This is a genomic window from Nocardia wallacei (assembly GCF_029869545.1).
In the GTDB taxonomy this organism is placed as follows: Bacteria; Actinomycetota; Actinomycetes; order Mycobacteriales; family Mycobacteriaceae; genus Nocardia; species Nocardia wallacei_A.
Genome location: NZ_JARWQD010000072.1, coordinates 1 through 21,147, shown reverse-complemented (window position 1 = coordinate 21,147; position 21,147 = coordinate 1). Strand labels below are relative to the sequence as shown.

The following is a 21,147-nucleotide window of genomic DNA, read 5'->3' as shown; positions in this document are numbered from 1 at the left end:
GGGCGCCCCCCCCCCCCCCCCCCCCCCCCGCCCCGGGGGGCTCCCCCCCCCCCGGGGGGCGGGGCGGCCGCGGGGCGCCGCCCCCCCGCTGCCAGGACATGGACGGCGCTGCGCCGAGCCTCAACACCGTCGCGGGTCGTGCTCAGGCCGGATGACCGGCGAACCGCTGGCTACGTCGCGTCATCGGCGCCTCGACGGCCGCTCGACGCGCCGCCGAGGTGATACCGACCGTTCCGGAACGGTCGGATTCCACCGTACTCCATCCGGCAAGCCGCCCGGAGCGGTCGCCAAACCACCCGAATCACGATTCGGGCAAATCCACGGCGACCAATCGCGCATCGTCTGCCTGCCTATCGGCCGTGCACCGGCGCCCACATCAGAGATCGCATACCACCCATCGGCATTGCCCGGCGCCACATCAGAGATCGCATACCTGCCCAATTGATCTTGGTCCGGTGCCACACTCGAAAGAGGTTGGGCTCGAGGAGGATCTGTGGTCGAGCGGAGCGTGGGAACGATCGAGGCCGCCAGGCCGTTTCCGCGGCGGGTCGCCCCGAAGGGCTCCTATGTCTGGAACGTGGTGACGACCACCGATCCCAAGCTGCTCGGGATCATGTACATCGTCACCTCGATCTCGTTCTTCCTCGTCGGCGGCCTGATGGCGCTGCTGATGCGCGGGGAGCTGGCACGCCCCGGCCTGCAGTTCCTCTCGCCCGAGCAGTTCAATCAGCTGTTCACCATGCACGGCACGATCATGCTGCTGTTCTATGCGACGCCGATCGTGTTCGGCTTCGCCAACTGCGTGCTGCCGCTGCAGATCGGCGCGCCGGACGTGGCATTCCCGCGGTTGAACGCCCTGAGCTACTGGCTGTATCTGTTCGGCGCCTCGATCGCCACCGCCGGATTCATCACGCCCGGCGGCGCGGCCGATTTCGGATGGACCGCCTACACCTCGCTCAGCCTGAGCACCCATGCCCCCGGGGTGGGCGCGGACCTGTGGATCATGGGTGTGGCGGTGTCCGGTCTCGGCACCATTCTCGGCGGGGTCAACATGATCACCACCGTGGTCTGCCTGCGCTGCCCCGGCATGACCATGTTCCGGATGCCGATCTTCACCTGGAACATCCTGGTCACCAGCGTCCTCGTGCTGCTGGCCTTCCCGATTCTGACCGCGGCGCTGATGGCGCTCGCGGTGGACCGGCACCTGGGCGGGCACATCTACGATCCGGCCAACGGCGGGAGCATTCTGTTCCAGCATCTGTTCTGGTTCTTCGGCCATCCCGAGGTGTACATCGTCGCGCTGCCGTTCTTCGGGATCATCACCGAGATCGTGCCGGTGTTCAGCCGCAAGCCGCTGTTCGGTTACACCACACTGGTGTACGCGACGCTGTCGATCGCGGCCCTGTCGATGGCCGTCTGGGCGCATCACATGTTCGTCACGGGATCGGTTCTGCTGCCGTTCTTCTCGCTGATGACCTTCCTCATCGCGGTGCCGACGGGCGTGAAGTTCTTCAACTGGATCGGCACGATGTGGCGCGGACAGTTGACATTCGAGACGCCCATGCTGTGGGCGATCGGATTCATCACCACCTTCCTGTTCGGCGGCCTGTCGGGCGTCATCCTGGCCAGCCCGCCGCTGGACTTCCACGTCTCCGATACCTATTTCGTGGTGGCGCACTTCCACTACGTGCTGTTCGGGACCATCGTGTTCGCGACCTTCGGCGGGATCTACTTCTGGTTCCCGAAGATGACCGGGCGGTTCCTGGACGAGCGGCTGGGCAAGATCCACTTCTGGACCACGTTCTTCGGCTTCCACCTGACGTTCCTGGTGCAGCACTGGCTCGGCGCCGAGGGTATGCCGCGCCGGTACGCCGACTACCTGGAGAGCGACGGATTCACCACGCTCAACACGATTTCCACCGTCGGGTCGTTCGTGCTGGGGTACTCGATGGTGACGTTCGTGTGGAACGTCTTCAAGAGCTACCGCTACGGCGAGGTGGTGACGGTGGACGACCCGTGGGGCTACGGGAATTCGCTCGAATGGGCCACCACCTGCCCGCCGCCGCGGCACAACTTCTTCGAGCTGCCCCGGATCCGTTCGGAGCGACCGGCATTCGAGCTGCACTACCCGCACATGATCGACCGGATGCGGGCCGAGGCATCGGTCGGCTGGGGGTCGCATCGGTAGCCTCGACATGTGCGCGCACTCCGACGGGCCGTGGTCACACTCGTCGTCCTCGCGGCCCTGATCGGGGCGCTCGCGGCGGCGGGCCTGCCGGTGTACGTGCACCCGCAGACCGATCCGCTGCGCCCCGCCGATGCCATCGTGGTCCTCGGCGGAACCGCCTACGAGCGCTTCGATATCGGGCTGGATCTGGCCCGCCGGGGCCTGGCCCCCGAACTGCTGATCTCGCGCTCCACCGGTGCGAACGATTCGGTGATGGACCGCTACTGCGACGGCGGATATCCGTTCCGTGTCGACTGTTTCGTTCCGGACCCGTGGACGACCCAGGGTGAGGCGCAGGAAATCGCCCGCCGCGCAGAGCGCTTCGGGTGGCGGCACCTGATCGTGATCACCAACGTCCCGCACGTGTCGCGCGCCCGCTACATCGTCGGCAAGTGTTTCCACGGCGAGCTGACCATGGTCGCCAGCCCGGCCGAATCCGGACTGCGGTATTGGGCGTGGATGTATGTGCGGCAGTCGGCGAGCTACGTGCGGGCCTTCTTCGGCAGCGGGTGCTGACCACTGTTTTCGGGGCTCGAAACCCCCTGCCACCAGGCTGTTCGGCGACTACGATAATTCGCAGCGTCCTTTGGTCGGAGTGGATGCGGGGCGGAGAGGACGCTGGCATGCACATCCACGACCTGCGTGAGACGACAGATTCCGAACTCGTTGCCGACGTCTGTATCGTGGGCTCCGGCCCGGCCGGGTCGACCATCGCCGCGGAGCTGGCCGGGAGCCCCTGGCGGGTACTCGTTCTGGAGAGCGGCGGCGCCACGCGAGATCCCGACGTCGACCGGCTCAACGACGTCGAGAACGTCGGGGCGCCCCGCGCGGTCCCGCACCGGGACGCCCGCAACCGCGTGCTGGGTGGCAGCTCCGATACCTGGAGCGGACGCTGCGGCTATTTCGACGAGATCGACTTCGCTTGCCGCCCTTGGATTCCCGGTTCCGGATGGCCTATCGGCGCCGCCGAGATCCTGCCCTACCTCGGCCGCGCGGCCCACCACCTCGGCCTCGGTTACGGTTCCGGATTCAACGACGACGCGTTCTGGAAGCTCGCCGGGCGACCGCGGCCGGACGACCGGGTGGATCCCGGCCCGCTGCGGCCGTACTTCTGGCAGATCAGCAAGGATCCCGCGGACCCGTTCGACGCCAAGCGATTCGGCGCTCATCTCGCGCGGACGCCCGCGCCGAACGTGCGGGTGGTGGTGAACGCGTCCGTCACCCACATCACCACGGATCCGGCGGGCGCACGGGTGCAATCGCTCGAGGTCACCGGCGCCGATCTGGGGCGGCGCACCGTCCGGGCCGATCGGGTCGTGCTGGCCGCCGGGGGTATCGAGAACGCGCGGCTGCTGCTGGCCTCGCGGCGGGTGCTGCCGCACGGCGTCGGAAATCGGAACGGTCTGGTCGGGCGCTATCTGATGGACCATCGGTGCGGGGCCGTCGGAACGTTCGACCCCGTCGCCTCGGCCGCCGCGCGGGACCGGTTCGGCAAGTATGTGGTCCGATCGCCGCACGGCACGCACACCTTTCTGCACGGGCTGGCGCTGTCGGAGCGGATCCAGCGGGCCGAGGAACTGCTCAACTGCGCCTTGTGGATTCAGGAGGTGCCCGCCGACGACGATCCGTGGGACGCGGTGAAGCGGCTGCTGCGCGGACACGGGAGCCGCCGCGATACACGCCTGGCGCTCGGCAGCCTCGGACTGTTGTTCTCCGGTGCGCGCCGCCGGTTGATCCATCGCACCGGCCTGCCGCATCGCCTCGCGCGCGTCGAGCTGCGGTGCATGGTCGAACAGCGGCCCGACCCCGCCAGCCGCATCACCCTCGGGGAACGCACCGATCGCCTGGGGTTGCCGATCGCCCGCATCGACTGGAAGACCAGCGAACTGGAGGATCGGACGGTCCGCCGGGCGGCCGGGCTGGCGGAGGCCCTGTTCGCCCGCCTCGGGTACGCCGCGCCGGTGCTGCACGATTGGGCCCGGGCCGGAAACGCGGCGCCCTTGCAGCTCACCGACTGGGCTCACCCCACCGGCACCACGCGCATGGCCGCGGATCCCCGCGACGGAGTCGTCACCCCCGACTGCCGCGTCCACGAGGTCGAGAACCTCTACGTGGCAGGCAGTTCGGTCTTCCCCACCAACGGCCACGTCAACCCCACCCTCATGATCCTGGCCCTGGCAGTCCGCCTGGCCGACCAGCTGAAGGCGGGGGCGGCGACCGCCGCGCCGCCCGTCGCCGCCTCCTGAGCGCGAGCGGCAAACTTGTCGTACCCCTGCGGCATACTGTTCTCGTCGGACGCCGATCAGGTTGCCACGCAAGGTAATCCGCAACCTAGGAAAGGCGTGTACTCATGGCCGAGTTCTGCTCGTCGACGTCCGGCGACCGGTTGGAAACCGAGATCGCCCGACATCGGGAGCTGCTGCGAAGCGCCGTCGCGCAACACTGGCGACGGGTGGACCTGCGGCTCCGGTTCGCCGAACCGGCGGTGCAACGCCTGCTGGTGAAGCAGGCCGAGCGGCTCATCGACGGTCTGATGATCGACGCCGAGCGCCACCGTGACCTCGACGTGGACGCCTACCGGGCCGTGCGCGACGGGGTACCGCTGCGTTACGACGCGCGGCGCAGGCGGTTCGTCGCCCAGCGCGGTCGCCGGGAGATCCTGATTCGCCCGGACGGCCAGGAGCGACGGCTGGGCATCATCGCCCGGCTCGCCGCCAGCGGCGTGGACGTGGACCAGATCCTCACCGTGGCCACGGTGGTGATCACCCACCCCGAGTCCCCGGGCGCGGCGCCCGCCCGGGGCCCGCGTCGTGACAACCCGCTCCGGCAGGCGCACAGCCGGTCCGCCGCGGACATGTGAGCGGCGCCTACTCCCGTTTCCGATCCGTCGGCGCCGCTTGCGCTGCCACGGCCGGTGCTTGCAGCCTCCGATGCACCACATGTTGTTGCACGTAGGTCCAGGTGTTGCTGGTCGCGAAGTAGACCAGGATGCCCAGCGGCATGACCGTGCCCGCGACGACGGTGCCGAGCGGGAACACCCACAGCGTCATCCAGTTGATCACTCGCGTCTGGGGGGTGGTCTCGGTCTGCCGGGCGATCGAGGCGCGGGCGGTGAAATGCGTGGCGACGGCGGCGATCAGGACCAGCGGAATCGCCACCAGCGCAACGGCGGTCAGCGAGTCGCCGGAGGTGGCCAGCGTGGACGGCAGGGGCGCGGCGAACAGCTTCGCCTGGAGGAACGACTGCACCTGGCCGGGCGCGAACACGTAGTTTCCGGTGGCGGCATTCTCCGCCGCGGTCATCGGCGCCGAACTGCCGAGGAAGGGCAGGCTCGACCCCGCTCCCGTGCGGTCGAACGACCGCAGCACATGAAACAGTCCCAGGAACAACAGCATCTGCGCGAGGATCGGCAGGCAGCCGCTGAGCACGCTGAAGTTGTGCTGCTGCTGGAGTTTTCGCGATTCGGCCAGCAGCTTCTCGCGGTCGTCGGCGAACCTGGTCTGCAGCTCACGCAGCTGCGGCTGCAGCACGGCCATGGTCCGGGAGAAGCGCACCTGCGCCAGGAACGGCCGGATCAGCGCCACCCGCACGGTGACGACGAGGAAGACGATGGCCAGCACCCAGGCCAGGCCGCTGGCATCGCCGAGGACGGTGGCGAATCCGGTGTGCCACAACCAGAGCACGGCGGATACGGGGTAGTACACGAAATCGAGCATGAGGACAGCACCTCACTGTGAGGCACCCGCGAACGGGCGAAAAGGGAAGGGGGTCAGCGATATTGCCGACCGCGCCCTACAGCGCGGTCGGACCCCGCACCCCCGGTGCCCTGGGCCGTGCCCGGCCCGCCGCATCCGGATTGCTCTGACGCAGGAACGATCCCCGGCGCCGCCGCTGCGCCGAAACCGGCGGCCCCGCGTGCACCGGCACCGGCACCAGCGCGACCCGCGCCGTCTGCGCCGCCACCACCGCCAGCGCCACCACGGCGGCCGCACCGACCGCCACCAGCGAATTCGGCTCCCCGACCGGCATCGCCACCGCCGTCACCGCGGACACGACCAGCGCGCAGACCACCAGCGCCGCCGCTCGAATCCGGGTAATCATGCCGACCAGCGTACCGGGCAGCCGGATCCGGGCTACTGCTTGGGCAGGGCTCCGCCCATGCCGCCGACATCGGTCACCTTCCAGCCGTTGGCGGGGTCGACGTCGACGGTGTAGGTGACGGTGCTCTGGGCGCCCTCGGGCGTCTGGGCGCTGGTCGAGGTGACGTTGAGGAACACGTTGACCTTGTAGAGGCCGTTGTCGTGGTTCATCACCTTGGCGGTGATCGGCGTGGCGCTCGAGGTCCACTTCAGCGGGACCAGGATCTCCCGCAGCTTCGGCGCGGTGGCGTCGAACTTGTTGGCCAGCTGCGGGCTCGTGTTGGCCTTCAGCTTCGCCACCCAGGCGTCGACGTCCTGAAAGTCGATATTGGACGCGCCGACGGCGTAGTCGGTGGCGACCTGCTCGGCGTGCCGCTCGTCGGCGGCCTGGGCGTCGCGGTCGTTCAGGGTGCCGCGGGCCGACAGCCACAGCGTGCCGAATACGACCGTGAGCGCGATCAGCGCCACTCCCGCGACGGCGACGGCGACCGTCGACAGCCGGATGGACACCGTGCGCGGCGCAGCGGAGGACCCGGTGGTCTCCTCCGCGTCGACTGCCCGCTTCGGTTCGGTACCACTGTCGTTCGACATGGGTCCTCCTTCTTCCTTCTACTTGACGTCGACCCGCACCCGCACGGCGCCGTCGCTGCCGACGTCGTCGAGGGCCTGCGTGATCACACTGGAAATGTCTATGCGCGGCGCCGCCGACGTCGCCGCGTCGGCCAGCGGCTGCAGCGCCGGGGTCAGGGATTTCAGCTCCGGGCCGAGCTCCTTCAGCGCGTCGGTCAGCTTCGCCAGGAACGGCACCAGGCCGTTGCCCTCGGTGTATGTCTCGGGCGGCTGGGTGTCGACGAGACGGCCCACGGCGGCCACGAGTTCGTTCAAGGTCTCGGTGAACCGCACGAATTCGGGCGCCGCGGCGCTGGTTGCCGGTCCGGCCCAATCGATGTCGGACGCCGCGGCCTGAAAACTGTTGAGCAGGTCGGCGATTCGGGGGCTGCGGCTCATGACGGCCGCGGCCAGCAGATCGCCCGATCGCGCCAGATTGGGAATCGCGGCATCGGTGCCGTCGAGCATCTGCCCCGCCGTGCTCACCAGGGAACCGACCACGTTCGGATCGAGCTGGTTCATGGTCTTGGTGACCAGCCGCGCGACCTCCGGAATCGACAGCGGCGTCCGGACATTCGTGGATTCCAGGCGCTGGCCGTCGCGCAGGTACGGCCCCGCACCGCTCTGCGGGCGGAACTCCACGTAGGGCTCGCCGAGGGCGGACAGATGCTCGATGGTGACCACGCTGTCGGTGGGGAGGTCGCGGTCGGCGTCGACGCGGAATCCGACCTCCACTCCGGCGGCGGTCTTGTTCACCGCGGTGACCCGGCCCACCTCGATGCCCGACAGCAGCACGGGCGAATCGACGCCCAGCCCACCGGAATTGGCCAGCACCATGGTGGCGCGGGTGTAGTCGGCGAACGGGTCGACCTTGACGACGCCGAAGGTCAGGTAGCTCGCGCCGAGGATCGTGATGGCGGCGATACCGCCCAGCGAGGCCAGCGAACCGATCTTCATCGCACCGCTCCGATCATCCGCAGCGTCTGCACGATCCGGTCCGTCTGGTCCTGGGTCGAGACCTGGGCGGCGGCATCGGTCTTCACCCCGGTGATGTTCACCTTCGGACCGTGCTCCACGAACGGAATCACCTTGTCGCGCAACAGCGAGACCAGCGTCTGCAGATTCGACGGCTGGCTCAGATCCAGCGGCCGCGACGAGGCCAGCAGCGGCAGGAACGCCTGCGCGGCACCGTCGGCGCCGGAGAGCACCGGCCCGAGCCAGGTCAGCGAGGTGCCGACCGGTCCGAGCACGCCGAAGATCTTCGTCACCCCCACGATGGACGCGACGATGCCGTTCATCTCCTCGACCGACTTCCCGCTGAGGATGTTGTCCAGTTCGGGCTGAATCTCGTGCAGCACTTGGGCATTGGTGCCGATCCCGTTGAGCAGCGCGTCGACGCGGTCGAGATTGGCGGCCAGATCGACGGCGTCGGCGGCCATGGTCCGGGAGATCTGCGCGGTGCGGGCGGGATCCTTGGGCAGCACGTCGTTGAACTTGGTGATGATGTCCTGCAGCTGCGTGACGGCGCCGCCCTGGGTGAACGTGGCGACGGCCGCCATCGTGTCCTCCAGCTGGATGGGGGGCTTGGTCTGCGCCAGCGGAATGGTGGCACCATCGGACAGCAGCTTGCCGAAGCCGTCGGTCGGCGTGGTGAGCGCGACGTGGATGTCGCCCAGCACCGTGTTCTGCCGCAGCTCGGCGATCGTGGTCGCGGGCAGCCGCACCGACTCGGAGATATCGGCATCCACCACGACGAGCCCGCCGCGCCCGTCCGACTGCGCCGGATTCACCACGGAGACACCGGACACCGTGCCGACCATCGCCCCGTTGGCCATGATCTTCGCCTTCGCCGGAAGGTTCAGCACGTTCGCGAACTCGATCTTCACGTGATACGTCCGGCCGGAGACCGTGGTGCCGGGGACGGGGACCGAGGAGGGGTCGAAGGAGCAGCCCGCGGTGGACAGGACGGCGGCCATCGTCAGGGTGATCCCGGCCAAAAGCGCGCCGGGAATACGACGAGGTAGCGCGGTGCCGGGAATACGACGAGGTAGCGCGGTGCCGGGAATACGACGAGGTAGCGCGGTGCCGGGAATGCGACGAGGTAGCGCGGTGCCGGGAATATGGCGGGGTGAGGCGCTGGCTCGCCGGATGGCAATCCGATATGGTCCGAACCTCATCGCGCACCTGCCAATCCGAATACCAGGGTGGCGGCGTCCACCTTTGCCATTCCGCCGTCGGCGGCGCACTTCCCCGGTGCTACCGCGTTCACCGCCGCGCACACCTGGTCCGCGTTCTGCTGCGGCAGAGCGACTTTCGGTGGGGCGTAGCCGATGCCGTCCGACACCGAACGGAAGGCCTGGGCGATCGCCGGGGTCATCCCGATCACCTGCGCCAGCGAACCCACGTGCGCGCGCAGGAACTTCACCAGCGGCACCGTGGCGTCGAGCGTCTTCATGATCGGGTCGCCGAAGATGGTGGTGAGGTCGTTGAGCATCGGAACCACCTGCGCCAGGCCGTCGAACAGCTGCGCGCCGGGCCCGATCAGGTCGGTGGTCGCCTGATCCAGGACGGGCGCCAGCCGGGTGAGCATGGATTTCAGGTCGCCCCAGTGCTCCTCGACCTTCTTCGACACCGAGGCGAAGGCGTCGAAGATCCCGACCAGGTGCGCGATATCGGCGTCGGGCGATGCCAGCGCCGCGCTCAGCTTCTGCACCACCGCATTGATCTGCGGGCCGGTACCGGCGGTCGCCACATTCAGCGCATCCAGCCCACCGGCCAGTGCGTTCGGCGAATTCGGGTCGGGCCCTTGGATTTCCGAGGACAGCTTGGCCAGCGCGTTCAACGTCTCGGAGATGCTCTTGGGCGTGACGGTCTTCGTGATGCACTGCCCGGCGGCCCATTTCGCGGTGTTCGTACCGGTCGAGACCACCGCGAGCTGCCGAGCCGCGACGATGCTCCCCGCGAGCGTGGTGGCGCCCGCATCGGCGTAGACCGGCTTGTCGGCCTCGACGTCGAACTCCACCTTCACCGAATTACCCTGCGGCGCAACGGAGGTTACCGTGCCGACCGGAATGCCCCGCATGGTCACCTGATTGCCCGCGTACAGCCCGACGCTGTCGGGCATGATCGCGCAGTAGCTCTCGGTCTTCTTCGCCGGATCGAAGGCGACGAAGTATCCGACGACGGTCACGACCACGATGACGACCGCGCCACCGACCGACATGAACCAGCGCGACCCCAGCATGCGATGCAGCATCAGCAGTCCTTCCCCGGCACCGGCACACAGACCTTGCCCACGCCCGGCAGCGGGTCCACGCCCGCCGGGGCGGTGATGGTCTGCCCGGACCGATCGACCGTCACGCCGCCCGACAACTCCCCCAGCTTCTGCTGCAGGCTCTGCACCGAGCCGAGCACCGGTTCGAGCTGGTCGCCGAGGTTCTGCAGCTGCGGTACCGCGTCGATGAGCTGCTGAATCTTGGGTTTCAGCGCCGAATCCCAGGTCGGCGCCAGCGCCGCCACGCGATCGACGACGACGCGCAGCAGCCGCACCCCTTCACGCAGCTCGGCGCGCTTGTCGATCACCAGGGTCTCCATCAGATTGACGTTGTCCATCAATCGGCCCAGGTCGGTCTTGGCGCCGTCGTACATGGTCACGTACTCGTCGGCCACGGCGACCGCATTCGACACCTGCGTGCGCTGGCGGTTGAGCGCGTCGACGTAGGTGCTCAGGGTGTCCAGGGTGGTCCGCAGCGAGTCCGGAGCCTTGTCGAGCGAGGTGTCGAGCGCGGCGAGGTTGCGCCGCAACGTATCCCCGTCGATCTGCCGCAGCGGTTCGGTGGCGTCCTGGAAGGTCTGCACCAGGCTGTAGGGCAGCCGCACCCGATCCATCGGAATCGGCTTGTCGCCCAGCGCTTTACTGCCCGCCGGGAACAGCGCCACATAGTTGCCGCCGACCACGGTCAGCATCCGCACATCCAGCGAGGACTGGTCGCCGACGAACACATCCGAATTCACGGTGAACCGCATGATCACCCGATCCGGTTTCAGCTCCAGCGATTTCACGCTGCCGACCGGGATCCCCGCGACGCGGATGTCGTCGCCGGACTTCACCGACTGCGCCTCCGACAGCTCCGCGGTGTAGGTCTTCTTGCCGAACGGCACCACGTACAGCACCCCGGCGCCGATCGCGACGATCGCCACCAGTACGGCGCCGATGATGCCGTAGCGAATCTCCCGGCGGCGCTTGGTCGCATCGTCGGCAACCCGCCGGTCCGCGGGCAGCAGGCGCCTCGGGTTCAGCCGTTGCATATCGCCACCTGCTGTCCCGCGATCAGCACCTGGAACACCTGCGGCACATCCGCATTCCCCTTGGCGCACTGCGGCTTCCAGCCCGCCACGTGCTTGGGCGTGGCCGCGTCCAGGCCCGCCAGCAGCCCCGGCAGCCGGTCGAGAACCTCGAGCGCCTGCTGCGGATCGGGAAACAGCTTGCGGATCAACGCATCCACGTCGTTACCGGTCTGCAGGCCGAGGGCGTTGAACAGATTGTCCAGCGGCCCCAGCACCGACGGCGCGGCCATCGCGAACTGCGCGAGCCCGCCGATATTGGACTGCAGTCCCTCGAAGACATCGGTGAGCCGGGCCAGCAGCGGCACCAGGTGATGCACGCGGCCACCGACTCGCTCGGAGAGGTCGGACATATTGCGGATCAGGGTGCCGATCACCTGCTGCCGGTCGTCGACATAGGAGGCGAACTTGCCGATCGCGTCCAGCGCGGGCCCGACGCCGCTGCCGTCGCCCTCGATGAGCGCGACCATGCTGGCGCTGAACTGGTTGACCGCCTCGGGAGAGATGGTGGCCAGCACCGGCTTCAGTCCGTTGAACATGCTCGTGACGTCGAAGGAGGGCACGGTCCGCTCGGTCCCGACGGTGGCCCCCGCCGGAATCCGCGCGCCCGGCCGCGGCTGCTGCTGCAGGTCGATATAGCGCTGGCCGGTCAGGTTCTGGTATCGGATGGCGAGCTTGGAGTTGTCGTAGATCGACGCGTCGGTCTTCAGCGACAACCGAACTCGCGCCTTCGCCCCGTCGAGCGACAGGCCCTCGACCTTGCCGACCTGCACGCCGTACATGCGCACGTCGTCGCCGACCTTGAGCCCGTTGGCATCGGTGAACAGCGCGTCGTGCGCCTCGGTCTCGCCGGATACCGGCCGCTTGATCGCGGTGAACACCACGGCCAGCACGACGATCATCACCCCGGCGAACAGCACCAGCCGCCACGCGGCAGCCCCGACCTTCATCGCGCACCTCCCAGCAGCGGCGCCAGCACCGGCACGCCGCGCACGTCGATCTCGGCATTGAGCACCGGACCGTTCGGGGTGTCGGGCATCGCCGTGCGCAGCCGGTTCATCAGCTCGGCCAGTTCGGCCCCGGACTGCTGCGGCCGCGGCACCATCTGCCCGAGCATGGCGAGCACGGGCGCCAGCATGTTCGTGGTGCCGGACAGCGAATCACCGGCCACCCCCGCGAAATTCGCCAGGCCGGGAAGCAGCTGGCCGGTCAGGACCTGCACCCCGGCGTCATAGGCGGCCCGATCGTCCTGCAGCCGTGGCAGATCGCGGAGCAGATCGAGCACCTGAATGGTGGCACCGGCGAACCGGCCGCCGCCGTCGAACGCGGGACCGAGCCGCCCCACCAGCTCCGACGCGGGCATCTTCTGGTTGTCGGTGATGGTCTGCGCCACGGTGATCATCGCCTGCGCCAGGGGCGTGAACGCCTCCACGTCATTGGACACCTGCGAGATCACGGTGGCCATCTGCGGCGTCAGCACCGCCTCGCCGGTCTGCGACAGGCTGCGCAGCAGGCTGCCCATGGTGGCGTCGAAGATTGCGGCGGAACGCTTTCCGGTCATATCGATGACGCTGTTGTCCCGCAGCGGCGCGCCGCCCGTGCCGCGCCGGAGCTCGATCTCGCTGATACCGAACAGGTTTGCCGGTGCATAGTCGACCTGCAGGCTGTCGTCGAAACCGAACAGCTGGGATCGGTCCAGCCGCAATGCGATTCGCTGGGTGCCGCGCTCGTCGGGCGTGATGCCGGTGACCTTGCCGACCTGCACGCCGTCCACCCGGACCGGGGTACCCGCCAGCACGCCGTCGCCGATCTCCTCGGTGTGCAGCGCGATGTGCAGGCCCTCGTCGCCGCGCAGACCGCGATAGAGCCCGACCCCCGCCAGCACGGCCACGATCACGCCGACCGCGACCGTGCCGATCAGCAGCGAGCGCCGCCTGTCCACGGCGACTCCGGGCATTCCGTACTTCGGCATCCTTACCCCGTGAAACTGATCGTCGCGTTGAAACCCCACAGCGCGAGGGTGAGGACCATATCGATGGCCACGATCGCCACCGAGGAGGCCCGCACCGCGCGCCCGGAGGCGATGCCCACGCCCTCGGGACCGCCGGTGGCGAAGAAGCCGTAATAGCTGTGGATGAGGATCACCACGGTCGCGAAGATCGCCACCTTGATCACCGCGGCGATCACGTCGAACCCGGACACGAACTGGAAGAAGTAGTGGTCGTACACCCCGGCGGACTGGCCGTGCACCAGCGTGATCAGCCCGCGGCAGGCCAGATACGACAGGATCAGGCCGATCAGGAAGGTCGGCACGATCGAGATGGCGCCGGAGATGACGCGGGTGGTGACCACGAACGGCACCGAGCGCAGGCCCAGCGCCTCGATCGCGTCGATCTCCTCGGAGATGCGCATCGAGCCGATCTCGGCGGTCATGCGGCACCCGGCCTGGGCGGCGAAGCCGATGGCGGCCGCGATGGGTGCGAGTTCGCGGGTGGTGGCGTAGGCCGACACGATGCCGGTGACCGGGCCCATGCCCAGCATGTTCAGCATCGTGAACGACTCCACGGCCACCGAGGCACCCATCACCAGGCCCAGCACGATCATCATCGGCACGGTCCCGCCGCCGACGATCACCGAGCCCCGGCCCCAGGTCATATCGGAGATCAGCCGCAGCGTCTCGTCGCGATACCGCGCGAGCGTCAACGGAATTGATGACAGCACCTGCCAGACGAAGGCCAGTACGAAGCCGATGCCCTCGACGCGCGCGAGGATCAGCCCGCGACGGCGGTAGAACCGCGCGAACCAGCCCAGCCCCTTCGGGGCGTAGTGCGATACCGCCATCTCAGACCAGCCTCGTGGGCAGGAACATCTCGACGATCTGGGTGATGCCGAGATTGACGACCGCGATCGAGACCACCGACAGCACCACGGCCGCGTTGACCGCGTCGGCGACGCCGCGCGGGCCGCCCTTGGCCTCGAGCCCGCGCTGGCAGGCGATGATCACCACGAGGAAGCCGAAGATGATCGCCTTGAGCAGCGACACCCACACGTCGGCGGGGGTGGTGAACGACCCGAACGTCGCCCAGTAGCTGCCGGGCGTCACGTTCTGCCCGCCGACGGCGACCGCGTATCCGGCCACCACGCCGACGAAGATGATGAGGATGTTCAGCAGCGGCGCGACGAGGATCATCGCGACCAGCCGCGGGATCACCAGCCGGTGAATGGGGCTGATGCCCATGGTGTTGAGCGCGTCGATCTCCTCGCGGATGGTGCGCGCACCCAGGTCGGCGGCGATCGCGGCCGCGCCCGCACCGCCGAGCAGGAAGCCGGTGGCCAGCGGCGCGCCCTGTTTGATGACGCCGAGTCCGCCGGTGGCGCCCAGCAGCGAATCGGCGCCGAGGGTGTGGATGAGGTTGCCGACCTGCACCGAGACGATGACGCCGAACGGGATCGCGATGAGCACGGCCGGGATGGCGGTGACGGTCACCAGCCGCCACGCCTGCAGAATCGCCTCGCGCCACTGGAATTCACGGCGCGCGACGTCGCTCGCGGTGCCGATCACCGATTCTCGTGCGATATCCACGGCCCGCCCGAAGGTCCGCAGCGCCGACACGATCGTGTCGGAGAAGTTCTTGCGGACGATGCGAACGGCGACTCGCTTTTCGGATGGCGCGCTCGAGGCAGCCCGGGTCACCGGCGCCATGCGTGGGTCCGGTGGGGCCTGTGTGTCTCGAGTTTCACAATCGTTCTCTCCGTGATCGGCAACACTGCCAACACGAAGCTAATCGTTACAACTAGTTACAGTAAAGCCGATCACGGTGTGAGCATCGCCTCCAATCCGGTCGCCCACCACTTGCTGGACCGGCTGGTCAGAGGTCGATTGTTTGCGTACGACTTCATTCTTGGAACCTGTTATCAGCGCATATCTGTTATCAATGTGCTCCGCACCACATATTCAGTTAACTGAGAGCGCATTCACGGACTCACCGCCAAGAAGACGAATCCGGCGAACAACACCAAGTGAACGCCGCCTTGCAGCAAGGTTGCCCGGCCCGGGACAACGGTCAGCACACCCACCACGACGGTCAGCGCCAGCAGCACCATCTGGGTCGCGCCCAGGCCGAGCGTCAGCGGGCCGGAGATCCAGATCGAGGCCAGCGCGATGGCGGGAATGGTCAGGCCGATGCTGGCCATCGCCGAGCCGAGGGCCAGGTTGAGGCTGGTCTGCACCCGGTTGCGGCGGGCCGCGTTGACCGCGGCGAGGGTCTCCGGCAGCAGCACCAGCATCGCGATCACCACGCCGACCGCCGAGCGCGGCAGACCCGCGGCCTCGACCCCGTCCTCGATGGCCGGGGACACCAGCTTGGCCAGGCCCACCACGCCGATCAGGGCCACCACCAGCAGCACCAGGCTGAGCAGGGCCGTGCGGACCGCGGGCTTCTCACCGTGCTGTTCCTCGGTGGCAGCCAGCTCCACCGGCAGGAAGTCGTCGCGGTGCCGCACGGTCTGCACCACCACGAACAGGCCGTAGAGCAGCAGCGACGCCACCGCCGCGAAGACCAGCTGGGCGCCGGAGAACTCCGGCCCCGGCTTGCTGGTGGTGAAGGTGGGCAGCACGAGGCTGAGCGTGGCCAGCGTCGCCACGGTCGCCAGCGCCCCGCCGGTGCCCTCGGCGTTGAACACCGCCACCCGCCGCCGCAGCGCCCCGACCAGCAGCGACAGCCCGAATATGCCGTTGCAGGTGATCATGACCGCGGCGAAGACGGTATCGCGGGCCAGCGACGAGGCATTGTCGCCACCCGACGCCATCAGCGTCACGATCAGCCCGACCTCGATGACGGTCACCGCCACCGCCAGCACCAGCGACCCGAACGGCTCCCCGACCCGGTGCGCCACCACCTCCGCATGCTGCACGGCCGACAGCACCGCGCCGACGAGCGCCAGGACCAGCACGATCATCACAGGTCCGGACGGGTGGGTCACCCAGCCGATCGCCAGCACCACGGCGGCCAGCAGCGGAACAACGGTCGTCCAGTGTCGGGTGATCGCGCGCAACATAATCTCCATCGTCCCAGCGAATTGCGGGCATTCCCCGCGAAAGAGACAAGTGCCTCTCTCCGGGCCGCGGTCAGAGCATGCGGCGCGGATGCACCATCGCCCTGGCGCGGCGGATCGACACCCGCGACCACACCGCCTGCTGCAGCGCCAGCATGGCCCAGCCGGCGACGGCCATCCCGGCCACGTTGACCAGCAGCTGCAGCGAGCTGCCGCCGATCGCGGAGCCGATCCCGAAGGCGGCGCCGAGCGCGATATTGCCGGCGGCGGGCACGGTGGTCACCGAGATGAACACCCCGGCCAGGGCGGTCGCCTTGGACGAGGTCAGCGACAGCACCCCCGCCGCGCCCGCCACCACCGCCACGATGAACGACCACTTGTCCGGCGTGTAGATGAAGGCGGTCCCGGGCCGCGGGCCGACCACATCGTCGAGCGTGATCCAGCCGAGTGCGCGGCCGATCAGGGCGAGCACGAGGGTGACGAGAACGGCCGCGGCGAAGCCGAACACGAGGGTCCGCAGGGCGAGCATGCCGAGCACGAAACGCCGCCGCACCAGGGCGACCCCCAGGGCCGCGATGGCGCCGAACTCGGGGCCGAGCACCATCGCGCCGATCACGAGGATCTGCGAATCGGTGATGATGGCGATGCTCGCGATCACCGTCGCCATCGTCATGAAGCTCAGGTAGGTCCAGTTGAGTTCGGACGACTCGTAGGAGCGCTGCGCGACGTCGGCCCAGACCACCGAGTCCGCGGCGCTGCCCGGGGTGCGGGTCTCGGCCTCGAATCCGCGTCGCGACAACCAGGTCGGCACCTGCTGGATCTCGATGCTGCCGCGCTGGTGGACGCCGAGTCCGCGCAGCCGCTCGACGACATCGTTGGCCGCCTCCCGCGCGACGTTCGCCGTCACGACATCCCCCGGCGGCCGCACCGCCGCACCGCGCACAACCGCCAGCCCGCTGACGCTCTCATCGCAATCGAGCGCACCGAGCACATCCTCGGTCAGATCGCCGGGAACCATGATTCGCAGGTGCAACATGGGCACAGTCTGCCGCGCGCGGACCAGTGCAGTGCATCACCACGCCCGGCGCGCACCACCTCATTCCCGGCGTGCCGTACATGCGGATGGAGGTCCGCTCAGGCCAATTCGAGGGCCGGGCCGATGTGGATCGCTCGGTAGACCTCGTTGCGGAGGGCGTTGGCCTGGTCGCGGGTGAGGGTGCGGGTCAGGGGGCGGATCACCAGTCGCACAACGGCATTGGTCTGGCCCGGTGTCATGGCCAGGCGGGTGCGTGCCCGCTGCGGAAGGTCCGCGTATCGGGTTCGGGCGGTGACGCGGATCGACTCGATATCGTCGGCGCGCTCGCCCAGGGCGGCCCGGATCGCGTCGCCGAGGGTCTCGTCGTCGGCCTCGTCCGGAACGACCACCGACAGGTCGCGGCGCACCGGCGGCATGGCGGACACCGGCCGCCACGGGCTCAGGTCCCCCAGCTGGCCCGCGATGCGTTCGTCGTCGGCCCGCAGGTAACGGATATCGGGAATGCCCTTGCGCAGCATCAGGGCTCGGTCCAGTCCCATCCCGAGCGCCAGGCCCGACCACCGGGACGGGTCCAGACCCGCGCCGCGCAGGACGCGGTCGGCGATCAGCCCGCATTCGGCGAGTTCCAGCCATTCCCCGGCCCGCCACACGTCCAGCTGGTGACCGCCGCTGGTGTATGGATGCCGCGCCGGAACCATGCGCCACCGCGCGCCCGGGAGCACCGCCTCGACCAGATGAGCGACCATGGCCCGCAGATCCGCACCGCCGCACGCCGATTCGGTTCGCAGCCGCCACAGATCCACCTGCTGCGGCTCGCCGACGTGAATGCGGTCGACCGCGTCTCGGCGGTAGACGAGGCCGGGGAGCACCAGCAGGTCGTCGATCGAATCATGGTCCGGGGCAGCGGAATAGCCGCGCAGGATCGCCGGGATGTCCGCCGAGGTGTGGCTGCGGAGCATGGTGGTCGGGCTGAGGTAACGGGTGTATCTGGCGTCTCGGGTGACGTCGGCGCGGTCGTAGCCGAGCAGGTCGTAGTTGTCGGCGATCGAGACGATGGGCGGGGTTCGGACGGTGCGCACGGCGACCGCGGGCCACGCGGTGCGCAGCGCTCGAATCACGCTGTCCAGCAGGAGCTGTGCGGCGTGTGGCCCCTGCGCCGGATCGGTCAGATCGCGCACGGCCAGCGCGCGGGACAGTTCGTCAGGAGTGAGATAGGTGGGCATGGGAGGCTCCTCGTGGTGGTCCGGATGCGGGCGCTCCCCCGACCGGTGACCACGGAGCTACACGTCGGAATGCGTGCGGACTCGCCCGCGGCCCATCGGCCGGGGGCTTGGAAATCGCCTGCACCGTTCCATGAAAATCAGGGTACGACATGCCGCATCCGAATTTCCGCGCACTCGAATTCATTCACTGGGCAGCAGCGTCAGGAAGTTGCGCACCAGGGCGCGATCGTCGCCGACCCGATGGGCGACGTAAACCGTTGTGGTGGCGTATGTTTCGGTGAGCGGCAGGATCCGGACGGTCTGCGGCGCGGTGAACGTGGCGCTGCGCGGGGCGATGGTGACGCCCAGCCCCTCGCCGACGAGGTACAGGATGGTGGTCCAGTTGTTGCCCTCCTGCACGATGCGCGGCAGGCACCCGGCCTCCACCAGCGGGCGCAGGTTCTTGTCGTGGGCATGCGGGCCCGCGGCCCGGGGGAAGAACACCAGCGGATCGTCGGCGAGTTCGGCGCCGGAGATCTCGGAGCGGCCCGCCAGCGGGTGATCGACGGGCAGCACGGCCATGAAAGGCTCTGTGGCCAAAGGGAATACGACCGTGCCGTCCTGGTCGTCGGGATCGCGCACGATCGCCATATCGAGTGCGCCATGGCCGAGCTGCGCCATCATGTGGGTGGTGTAGCCCTCGATGAGTTCGATCTGGACCAGCGGATAGCGATCGCGGAACTGCCGGACGCTGCGCAGCGGCTTCAGCGGCAGAACCGACGGGACGAAGCCGAGATACAGCCGCCCCTGGCCACCCTGGCCGATGCGCACGACCTCGTCGAGATCGCGGTCGGCATGGCCGAGGATCGCCGCGGCGCGCTCGCGCAGCACGTCGCCCGCCGGAGTGAGCGCGACACTGCGCGAGGTGCGGTCGAACAACCGCGTGCCCAGCATCGTCTCCAGGCGCTGGATCTGCTGGGTCAGCGCGGGCTGGGCGATGTGCAGCCGGGCGGCCGCACGGCCGAAATGCAATTCCTCGGCGACGGCCAGGAAGTAGCGGAGATGCCGCAGCTCCACCCCATTGGTCATAAGTTCAAGATATCAATCGGACCTATCAAGTATTGGACGTGATGATTCGGCACCCGGCATGCTGACGGACGTGACTCAGCAGACCGAACCCCTCGCCACCGAACACGTCGAATCCCTCGTGATCGAGCCGATGTCGAGCCCGGCCGATGCGCGGGCGTTCAAGGAGCTCAACCTGGACTGGATCCACGAGCTGTTCTCCCTCGAACCCGCCGACAGCGTGATGCTGGACAATCCGGAGCGCGAGATCGTCGCCAAGGGCGGGCAGGTGCTGATCGCCCGGGACGGCGACGAGATCGTGGGGTGCGTGGCGCTGGTGCCCGAGGGCGACCACGGCGAGTTCGAGCTGTCGAAGATGGCCGTCGCGCGCCACCTGCGCGGGCGCGGCCTGGGCCGGATCATCCTGCGCGAGGCCATCGACTTCGCCCGCGGACAGGGCGCCACCGCCCTGTTCCTCGGCAGCAGCACCAAATTGCCGAGCGCGGTGCACCTGTACGAATCGGTCGGGTTCGTGCACGTCCCGAGCGACCGGATCGGGCCGATGCCCTACGAGCGCGCGGACGTGTTCATGCGGTACGAGTTCGGGTGAGCTCGTCCAGGAACTCGCTGACCGCGCGGGCGACCCCCGCGGGATCGTCGTCGTGGATCCAATGCCCGGTGCCGGGCAGCTCGACCAAACGGCTGTCCGGGCGGCGGGTCACCATCCGGGCCGCCAACTCGGCGGGCAGCATGGAACTGTGCTCGCCGCGCAAAACCAGTGCGGGACAGGTGGATCCGAGCCAATCGGCCCACCAGTCTCCGAGGCCACCGGCCTGCACGGCCATCATGTCGTCCCAGTCGAACAGCAGCCGCCACCCGCGCTCGTCCGCCACCGCACTCTGCATGAAGTAGCCCGGGTCGGGAATGCCCTGTGCCCGGATCGCCTCGGCCAGTTCGTCTTTCGTGTCCGCTCGGGCGGGCCAGCCGCGCACGTCCAGCATCGGGCGCGCGATCTCCGGCGCACACATCACCGGACCCACATCCTCGATGATCAACGCCGACACCAGATCCGGGCGCCGGGCCGCGAGCCGGTAGGCGGTGATCCCGCCGTGCGAATGGCCGAAGACCACGGCCGGTGCGAGCGCGAGGTCCTCGATCAGGGCCGCGGCGTCGGCCACGAAATCGTCGCTCGCATAGCTGTCGGCCCGGCCGTGGCGGCCGTGACCGCGCTGGTCGGGCGCCACCAGCCGGGGGCGGCCGGGCAGCAAACGGGGCCGCGGGGGGGAGATTGGCGCCCCCCCCCAGCGTACCGGGCGCGCGCCGACCCCCCCCCCCCGGCCCGGGCGCCCGGGGGGGCGCCCGCTTGGTCCCGTTCACCTGGCGCCCCGGCTCCCCCGGCCGGTAGGGCCCCGGCTGCTTCGTCGGGGGGGGCGGCGCCGCGACCGACTCCGAGGTGGCGCTGGTGCTGGG

General features: G+C 68.8%; 21 protein-coding genes. 5 read left to right on the top strand and 16 right to left on the bottom strand.

What is annotated here, in order from left to right; all coding sequences use genetic code 11:
* The first annotated feature begins 493 nt into the window (after positions 1–493).
* From ctaD to QH290_RS04475, 4 genes are all read left to right on the top strand, one after another.
* Positions 494–2,188 carry an aa3-type cytochrome oxidase subunit I gene (gene ctaD / locus QH290_RS04490; RefSeq protein ID WP_280268725.1) on the top strand — a complete coding sequence of 565 codons (1,695 nt, stop codon included), beginning with the start codon at positions 494–496 and terminating at the stop codon, positions 2,186–2,188.
* A 30-nt stretch (positions 2,189–2,218) separates the two neighbouring features.
* On the top strand, positions 2,219–2,743 hold the full coding sequence (locus tag QH290_RS04485) for a YdcF family protein (RefSeq protein ID WP_280268744.1): 525 nt from the start codon (positions 2,219–2,221) through the stop codon (positions 2,741–2,743).
* A 107-nt stretch (positions 2,744–2,850) separates the two neighbouring features.
* Positions 2,851–4,473, top strand: a complete 1,623-nt coding sequence (locus QH290_RS04480; RefSeq protein WP_280268726.1) for a GMC oxidoreductase — start codon at positions 2,851–2,853, stop codon at positions 4,471–4,473.
* A 104-nt stretch (positions 4,474–4,577) separates the two neighbouring features.
* On the top strand, positions 4,578–5,087 hold the full coding sequence (locus tag QH290_RS04475) for a hypothetical protein (RefSeq protein WP_280382041.1): 510 nt from the start codon (positions 4,578–4,580) through the stop codon (positions 5,085–5,087).
* 7 nt (positions 5,088–5,094) lie between these two features.
* On the opposite strand, the gene yidC is transcribed toward QH290_RS04475, so the two are convergent.
* The 15 genes from yidC to QH290_RS04400 all read right to left on the bottom strand — a co-directional run bounded on the left by yidC (position 5,095) and on the right by QH290_RS04400 (position 19,701).
* Positions 5,095–5,943 (bottom strand): membrane protein insertase YidC, encoded by an 849-nt coding sequence (gene yidC / locus QH290_RS04470; protein ID WP_280268728.1) that lies wholly within the window; start codon positions 5,941–5,943, stop codon positions 5,095–5,097.
* Between the two features lie 76 nt (positions 5,944–6,019).
* Complete coding sequence (locus tag QH290_RS04465; protein ID WP_280268729.1) at positions 6,020–6,328, bottom strand: DUF6412 domain-containing protein; 309 nt, start codon at positions 6,326–6,328, stop codon at positions 6,020–6,022.
* Between the two features lie 32 nt (positions 6,329–6,360).
* Positions 6,361–6,957 (bottom strand): hypothetical protein, encoded by a 597-nt coding sequence (locus tag QH290_RS04460; protein ID WP_280268730.1) that lies wholly within the window; start codon positions 6,955–6,957, stop codon positions 6,361–6,363.
* 18 nt (positions 6,958–6,975) lie between these two features.
* On the bottom strand, positions 6,976–7,932 hold the full coding sequence (locus QH290_RS04455; RefSeq protein WP_280268731.1) for an MlaD family protein: 957 nt from the start codon (positions 7,930–7,932) through the stop codon (positions 6,976–6,978).
* Positions 7,929–8,951, bottom strand: coding sequence for an MlaD family protein (locus QH290_RS04450; RefSeq protein ID WP_280382040.1), 1,023 nt, complete (start codon positions 8,949–8,951; stop codon positions 7,929–7,931). The genes QH290_RS04455 and QH290_RS04450 overlap by 4 nt, the downstream gene beginning before the upstream one ends.
* A gap of 197 nt (positions 8,952–9,148) precedes the next feature.
* Positions 9,149–10,231, bottom strand: a complete 1,083-nt coding sequence (locus QH290_RS04445) for an MlaD family protein (RefSeq protein WP_280268733.1) — start codon at positions 10,229–10,231, stop codon at positions 9,149–9,151.
* Entirely contained in the window at positions 10,231–11,283 is a 1,053-nt protein-coding gene (locus QH290_RS04440) for an MlaD family protein (RefSeq protein WP_280268734.1), read from the bottom strand. Before QH290_RS04440 ends, QH290_RS04445 begins: the two co-directional genes overlap by 1 nt.
* Positions 11,271–12,269 carry an MlaD family protein gene (locus QH290_RS04435; RefSeq protein WP_280268735.1) on the bottom strand — a complete coding sequence of 333 codons (999 nt, stop codon included), beginning with the start codon at positions 12,267–12,269 and terminating at the stop codon, positions 11,271–11,273. The genes QH290_RS04440 and QH290_RS04435 overlap by 13 nt, the downstream gene beginning before the upstream one ends.
* Entirely contained in the window at positions 12,266–13,291 is a 1,026-nt protein-coding gene (locus QH290_RS04430; RefSeq protein WP_280268736.1) for an MlaD family protein, read from the bottom strand. Before QH290_RS04430 ends, QH290_RS04435 begins: the two co-directional genes overlap by 4 nt.
* A gap of 2 nt (positions 13,292–13,293) precedes the next feature.
* On the bottom strand, positions 13,294–14,160 hold the full coding sequence (locus QH290_RS04425; protein WP_280268737.1) for an ABC transporter permease: 867 nt from the start codon (positions 14,158–14,160) through the stop codon (positions 13,294–13,296).
* Between the two features lies 1 nt (position 14,161).
* Positions 14,162–15,022 carry an ABC transporter permease gene (locus QH290_RS04420; protein ID WP_280268738.1) on the bottom strand — a complete coding sequence of 287 codons (861 nt, stop codon included), beginning with the start codon at positions 15,020–15,022 and terminating at the stop codon, positions 14,162–14,164.
* Positions 15,023–15,294: 272 nt separating this feature from the next.
* Positions 15,295–16,377, bottom strand: a complete 1,083-nt coding sequence (locus QH290_RS04415) for a calcium:cation antiporter (protein ID WP_280268745.1) — start codon at positions 16,375–16,377, stop codon at positions 15,295–15,297.
* A 70-nt stretch (positions 16,378–16,447) separates the two neighbouring features.
* A complete protein-coding gene (locus QH290_RS04410) occupies positions 16,448–17,410 on the bottom strand; it encodes a DUF389 domain-containing protein (protein ID WP_280268739.1) in 963 nt (320 codons plus the stop codon).
* 98 nt (positions 17,411–17,508) lie between these two features.
* Entirely contained in the window at positions 17,509–18,633 is a 1,125-nt protein-coding gene (gene srmL / locus QH290_RS04405; protein ID WP_280268740.1) for a PheS-related mystery ligase SrmL, read from the bottom strand.
* 180 nt (positions 18,634–18,813) lie between these two features.
* Positions 18,814–19,701: a LysR family transcriptional regulator gene (locus tag QH290_RS04400; RefSeq protein ID WP_280268741.1), complete on the bottom strand. Its 888-nt coding sequence runs from the start codon at positions 19,699–19,701 to the stop codon at positions 18,814–18,816.
* Positions 19,702–19,771: 70 nt separating this feature from the next.
* Between QH290_RS04400 and QH290_RS04395 the strand changes: the two genes are divergently transcribed.
* The gene (locus QH290_RS04395) at positions 19,772–20,287 is read left to right on the top strand and encodes a GNAT family N-acetyltransferase (protein WP_280382039.1); all 516 of its coding nucleotides are present in this window, start codon (positions 19,772–19,774) and stop codon (positions 20,285–20,287) included.
* Here the strand turns inward: QH290_RS04395 and QH290_RS04390 are convergent.
* On the bottom strand, positions 20,265–20,945 hold the full coding sequence (locus QH290_RS04390; RefSeq protein WP_280382038.1) for an alpha/beta fold hydrolase: 681 nt from the start codon (positions 20,943–20,945) through the stop codon (positions 20,265–20,267). The genes QH290_RS04395 and QH290_RS04390 overlap by 23 nt on opposite strands.
* Positions 20,946–21,147 lie beyond the last annotated feature (202 nt).

Bases quoted from the DNA above. Each gene is read 5' to 3' on its own strand.
- QH290_RS04480 (WP_280268726.1), top strand. From the start codon at position 2,851: ATGCACATCCACGACCTGCGTGAGACGACAGATTCCGAACTCGTTGCC.
- QH290_RS04475 (WP_280382041.1), top strand. From the start codon at position 4,578: ATGGCCGAGTTCTGCTCGTCGACGTCCGGCGACCGGTTGGAAACCGAG.
- yidC (WP_280268728.1), bottom strand. From the start codon at position 5,943: ATGCTCGATTTCGTGTACTACCCCGTATCCGCCGTGCTCTGGTTGTGG.
- QH290_RS04465 (WP_280268729.1), bottom strand. From the start codon at position 6,328: ATGATTACCCGGATTCGAGCGGCGGCGCTGGTGGTCTGCGCGCTGGTC.
- QH290_RS04460 (WP_280268730.1), bottom strand. From the start codon at position 6,957: ATGTCGAACGACAGTGGTACCGAACCGAAGCGGGCAGTCGACGCGGAG.
- QH290_RS04455 (WP_280268731.1), bottom strand. From the start codon at position 7,932: ATGAAGATCGGTTCGCTGGCCTCGCTGGGCGGTATCGCCGCCATCACG.
- QH290_RS04450 (WP_280382040.1), bottom strand. From the start codon at position 8,951: ATGGCCGCCGTCCTGTCCACCGCGGGCTGCTCCTTCGACCCCTCCTCG.
- QH290_RS04445 (WP_280268733.1), bottom strand. From the start codon at position 10,231: ATGCTGCATCGCATGCTGGGGTCGCGCTGGTTCATGTCGGTCGGTGGC.
- QH290_RS04440 (WP_280268734.1), bottom strand. From the start codon at position 11,283: ATGCAACGGCTGAACCCGAGGCGCCTGCTGCCCGCGGACCGGCGGGTT.
- QH290_RS04435 (WP_280268735.1), bottom strand. From the start codon at position 12,269: ATGAAGGTCGGGGCTGCCGCGTGGCGGCTGGTGCTGTTCGCCGGGGTG.
- QH290_RS04430 (WP_280268736.1), bottom strand. From the start codon at position 13,291: ATGCCGAAGTACGGAATGCCCGGAGTCGCCGTGGACAGGCGGCGCTCG.
- QH290_RS04425 (WP_280268737.1), bottom strand. From the start codon at position 14,160: ATGGCGGTATCGCACTACGCCCCGAAGGGGCTGGGCTGGTTCGCGCGG.
- QH290_RS04420 (WP_280268738.1), bottom strand. From the start codon at position 15,022: ATGGCGCCGGTGACCCGGGCTGCCTCGAGCGCGCCATCCGAAAAGCGA.
- QH290_RS04415 (WP_280268745.1), bottom strand. From the start codon at position 16,377: ATGTTGCGCGCGATCACCCGACACTGGACGACCGTTGTTCCGCTGCTG.
- QH290_RS04410 (WP_280268739.1), bottom strand. From the start codon at position 17,410: ATGTTGCACCTGCGAATCATGGTTCCCGGCGATCTGACCGAGGATGTG.
- srmL (WP_280268740.1), bottom strand. From the start codon at position 18,633: ATGCCCACCTATCTCACTCCTGACGAACTGTCCCGCGCGCTGGCCGTG.
- QH290_RS04400 (WP_280268741.1), bottom strand. From the start codon at position 19,701: ATGACCAATGGGGTGGAGCTGCGGCATCTCCGCTACTTCCTGGCCGTC.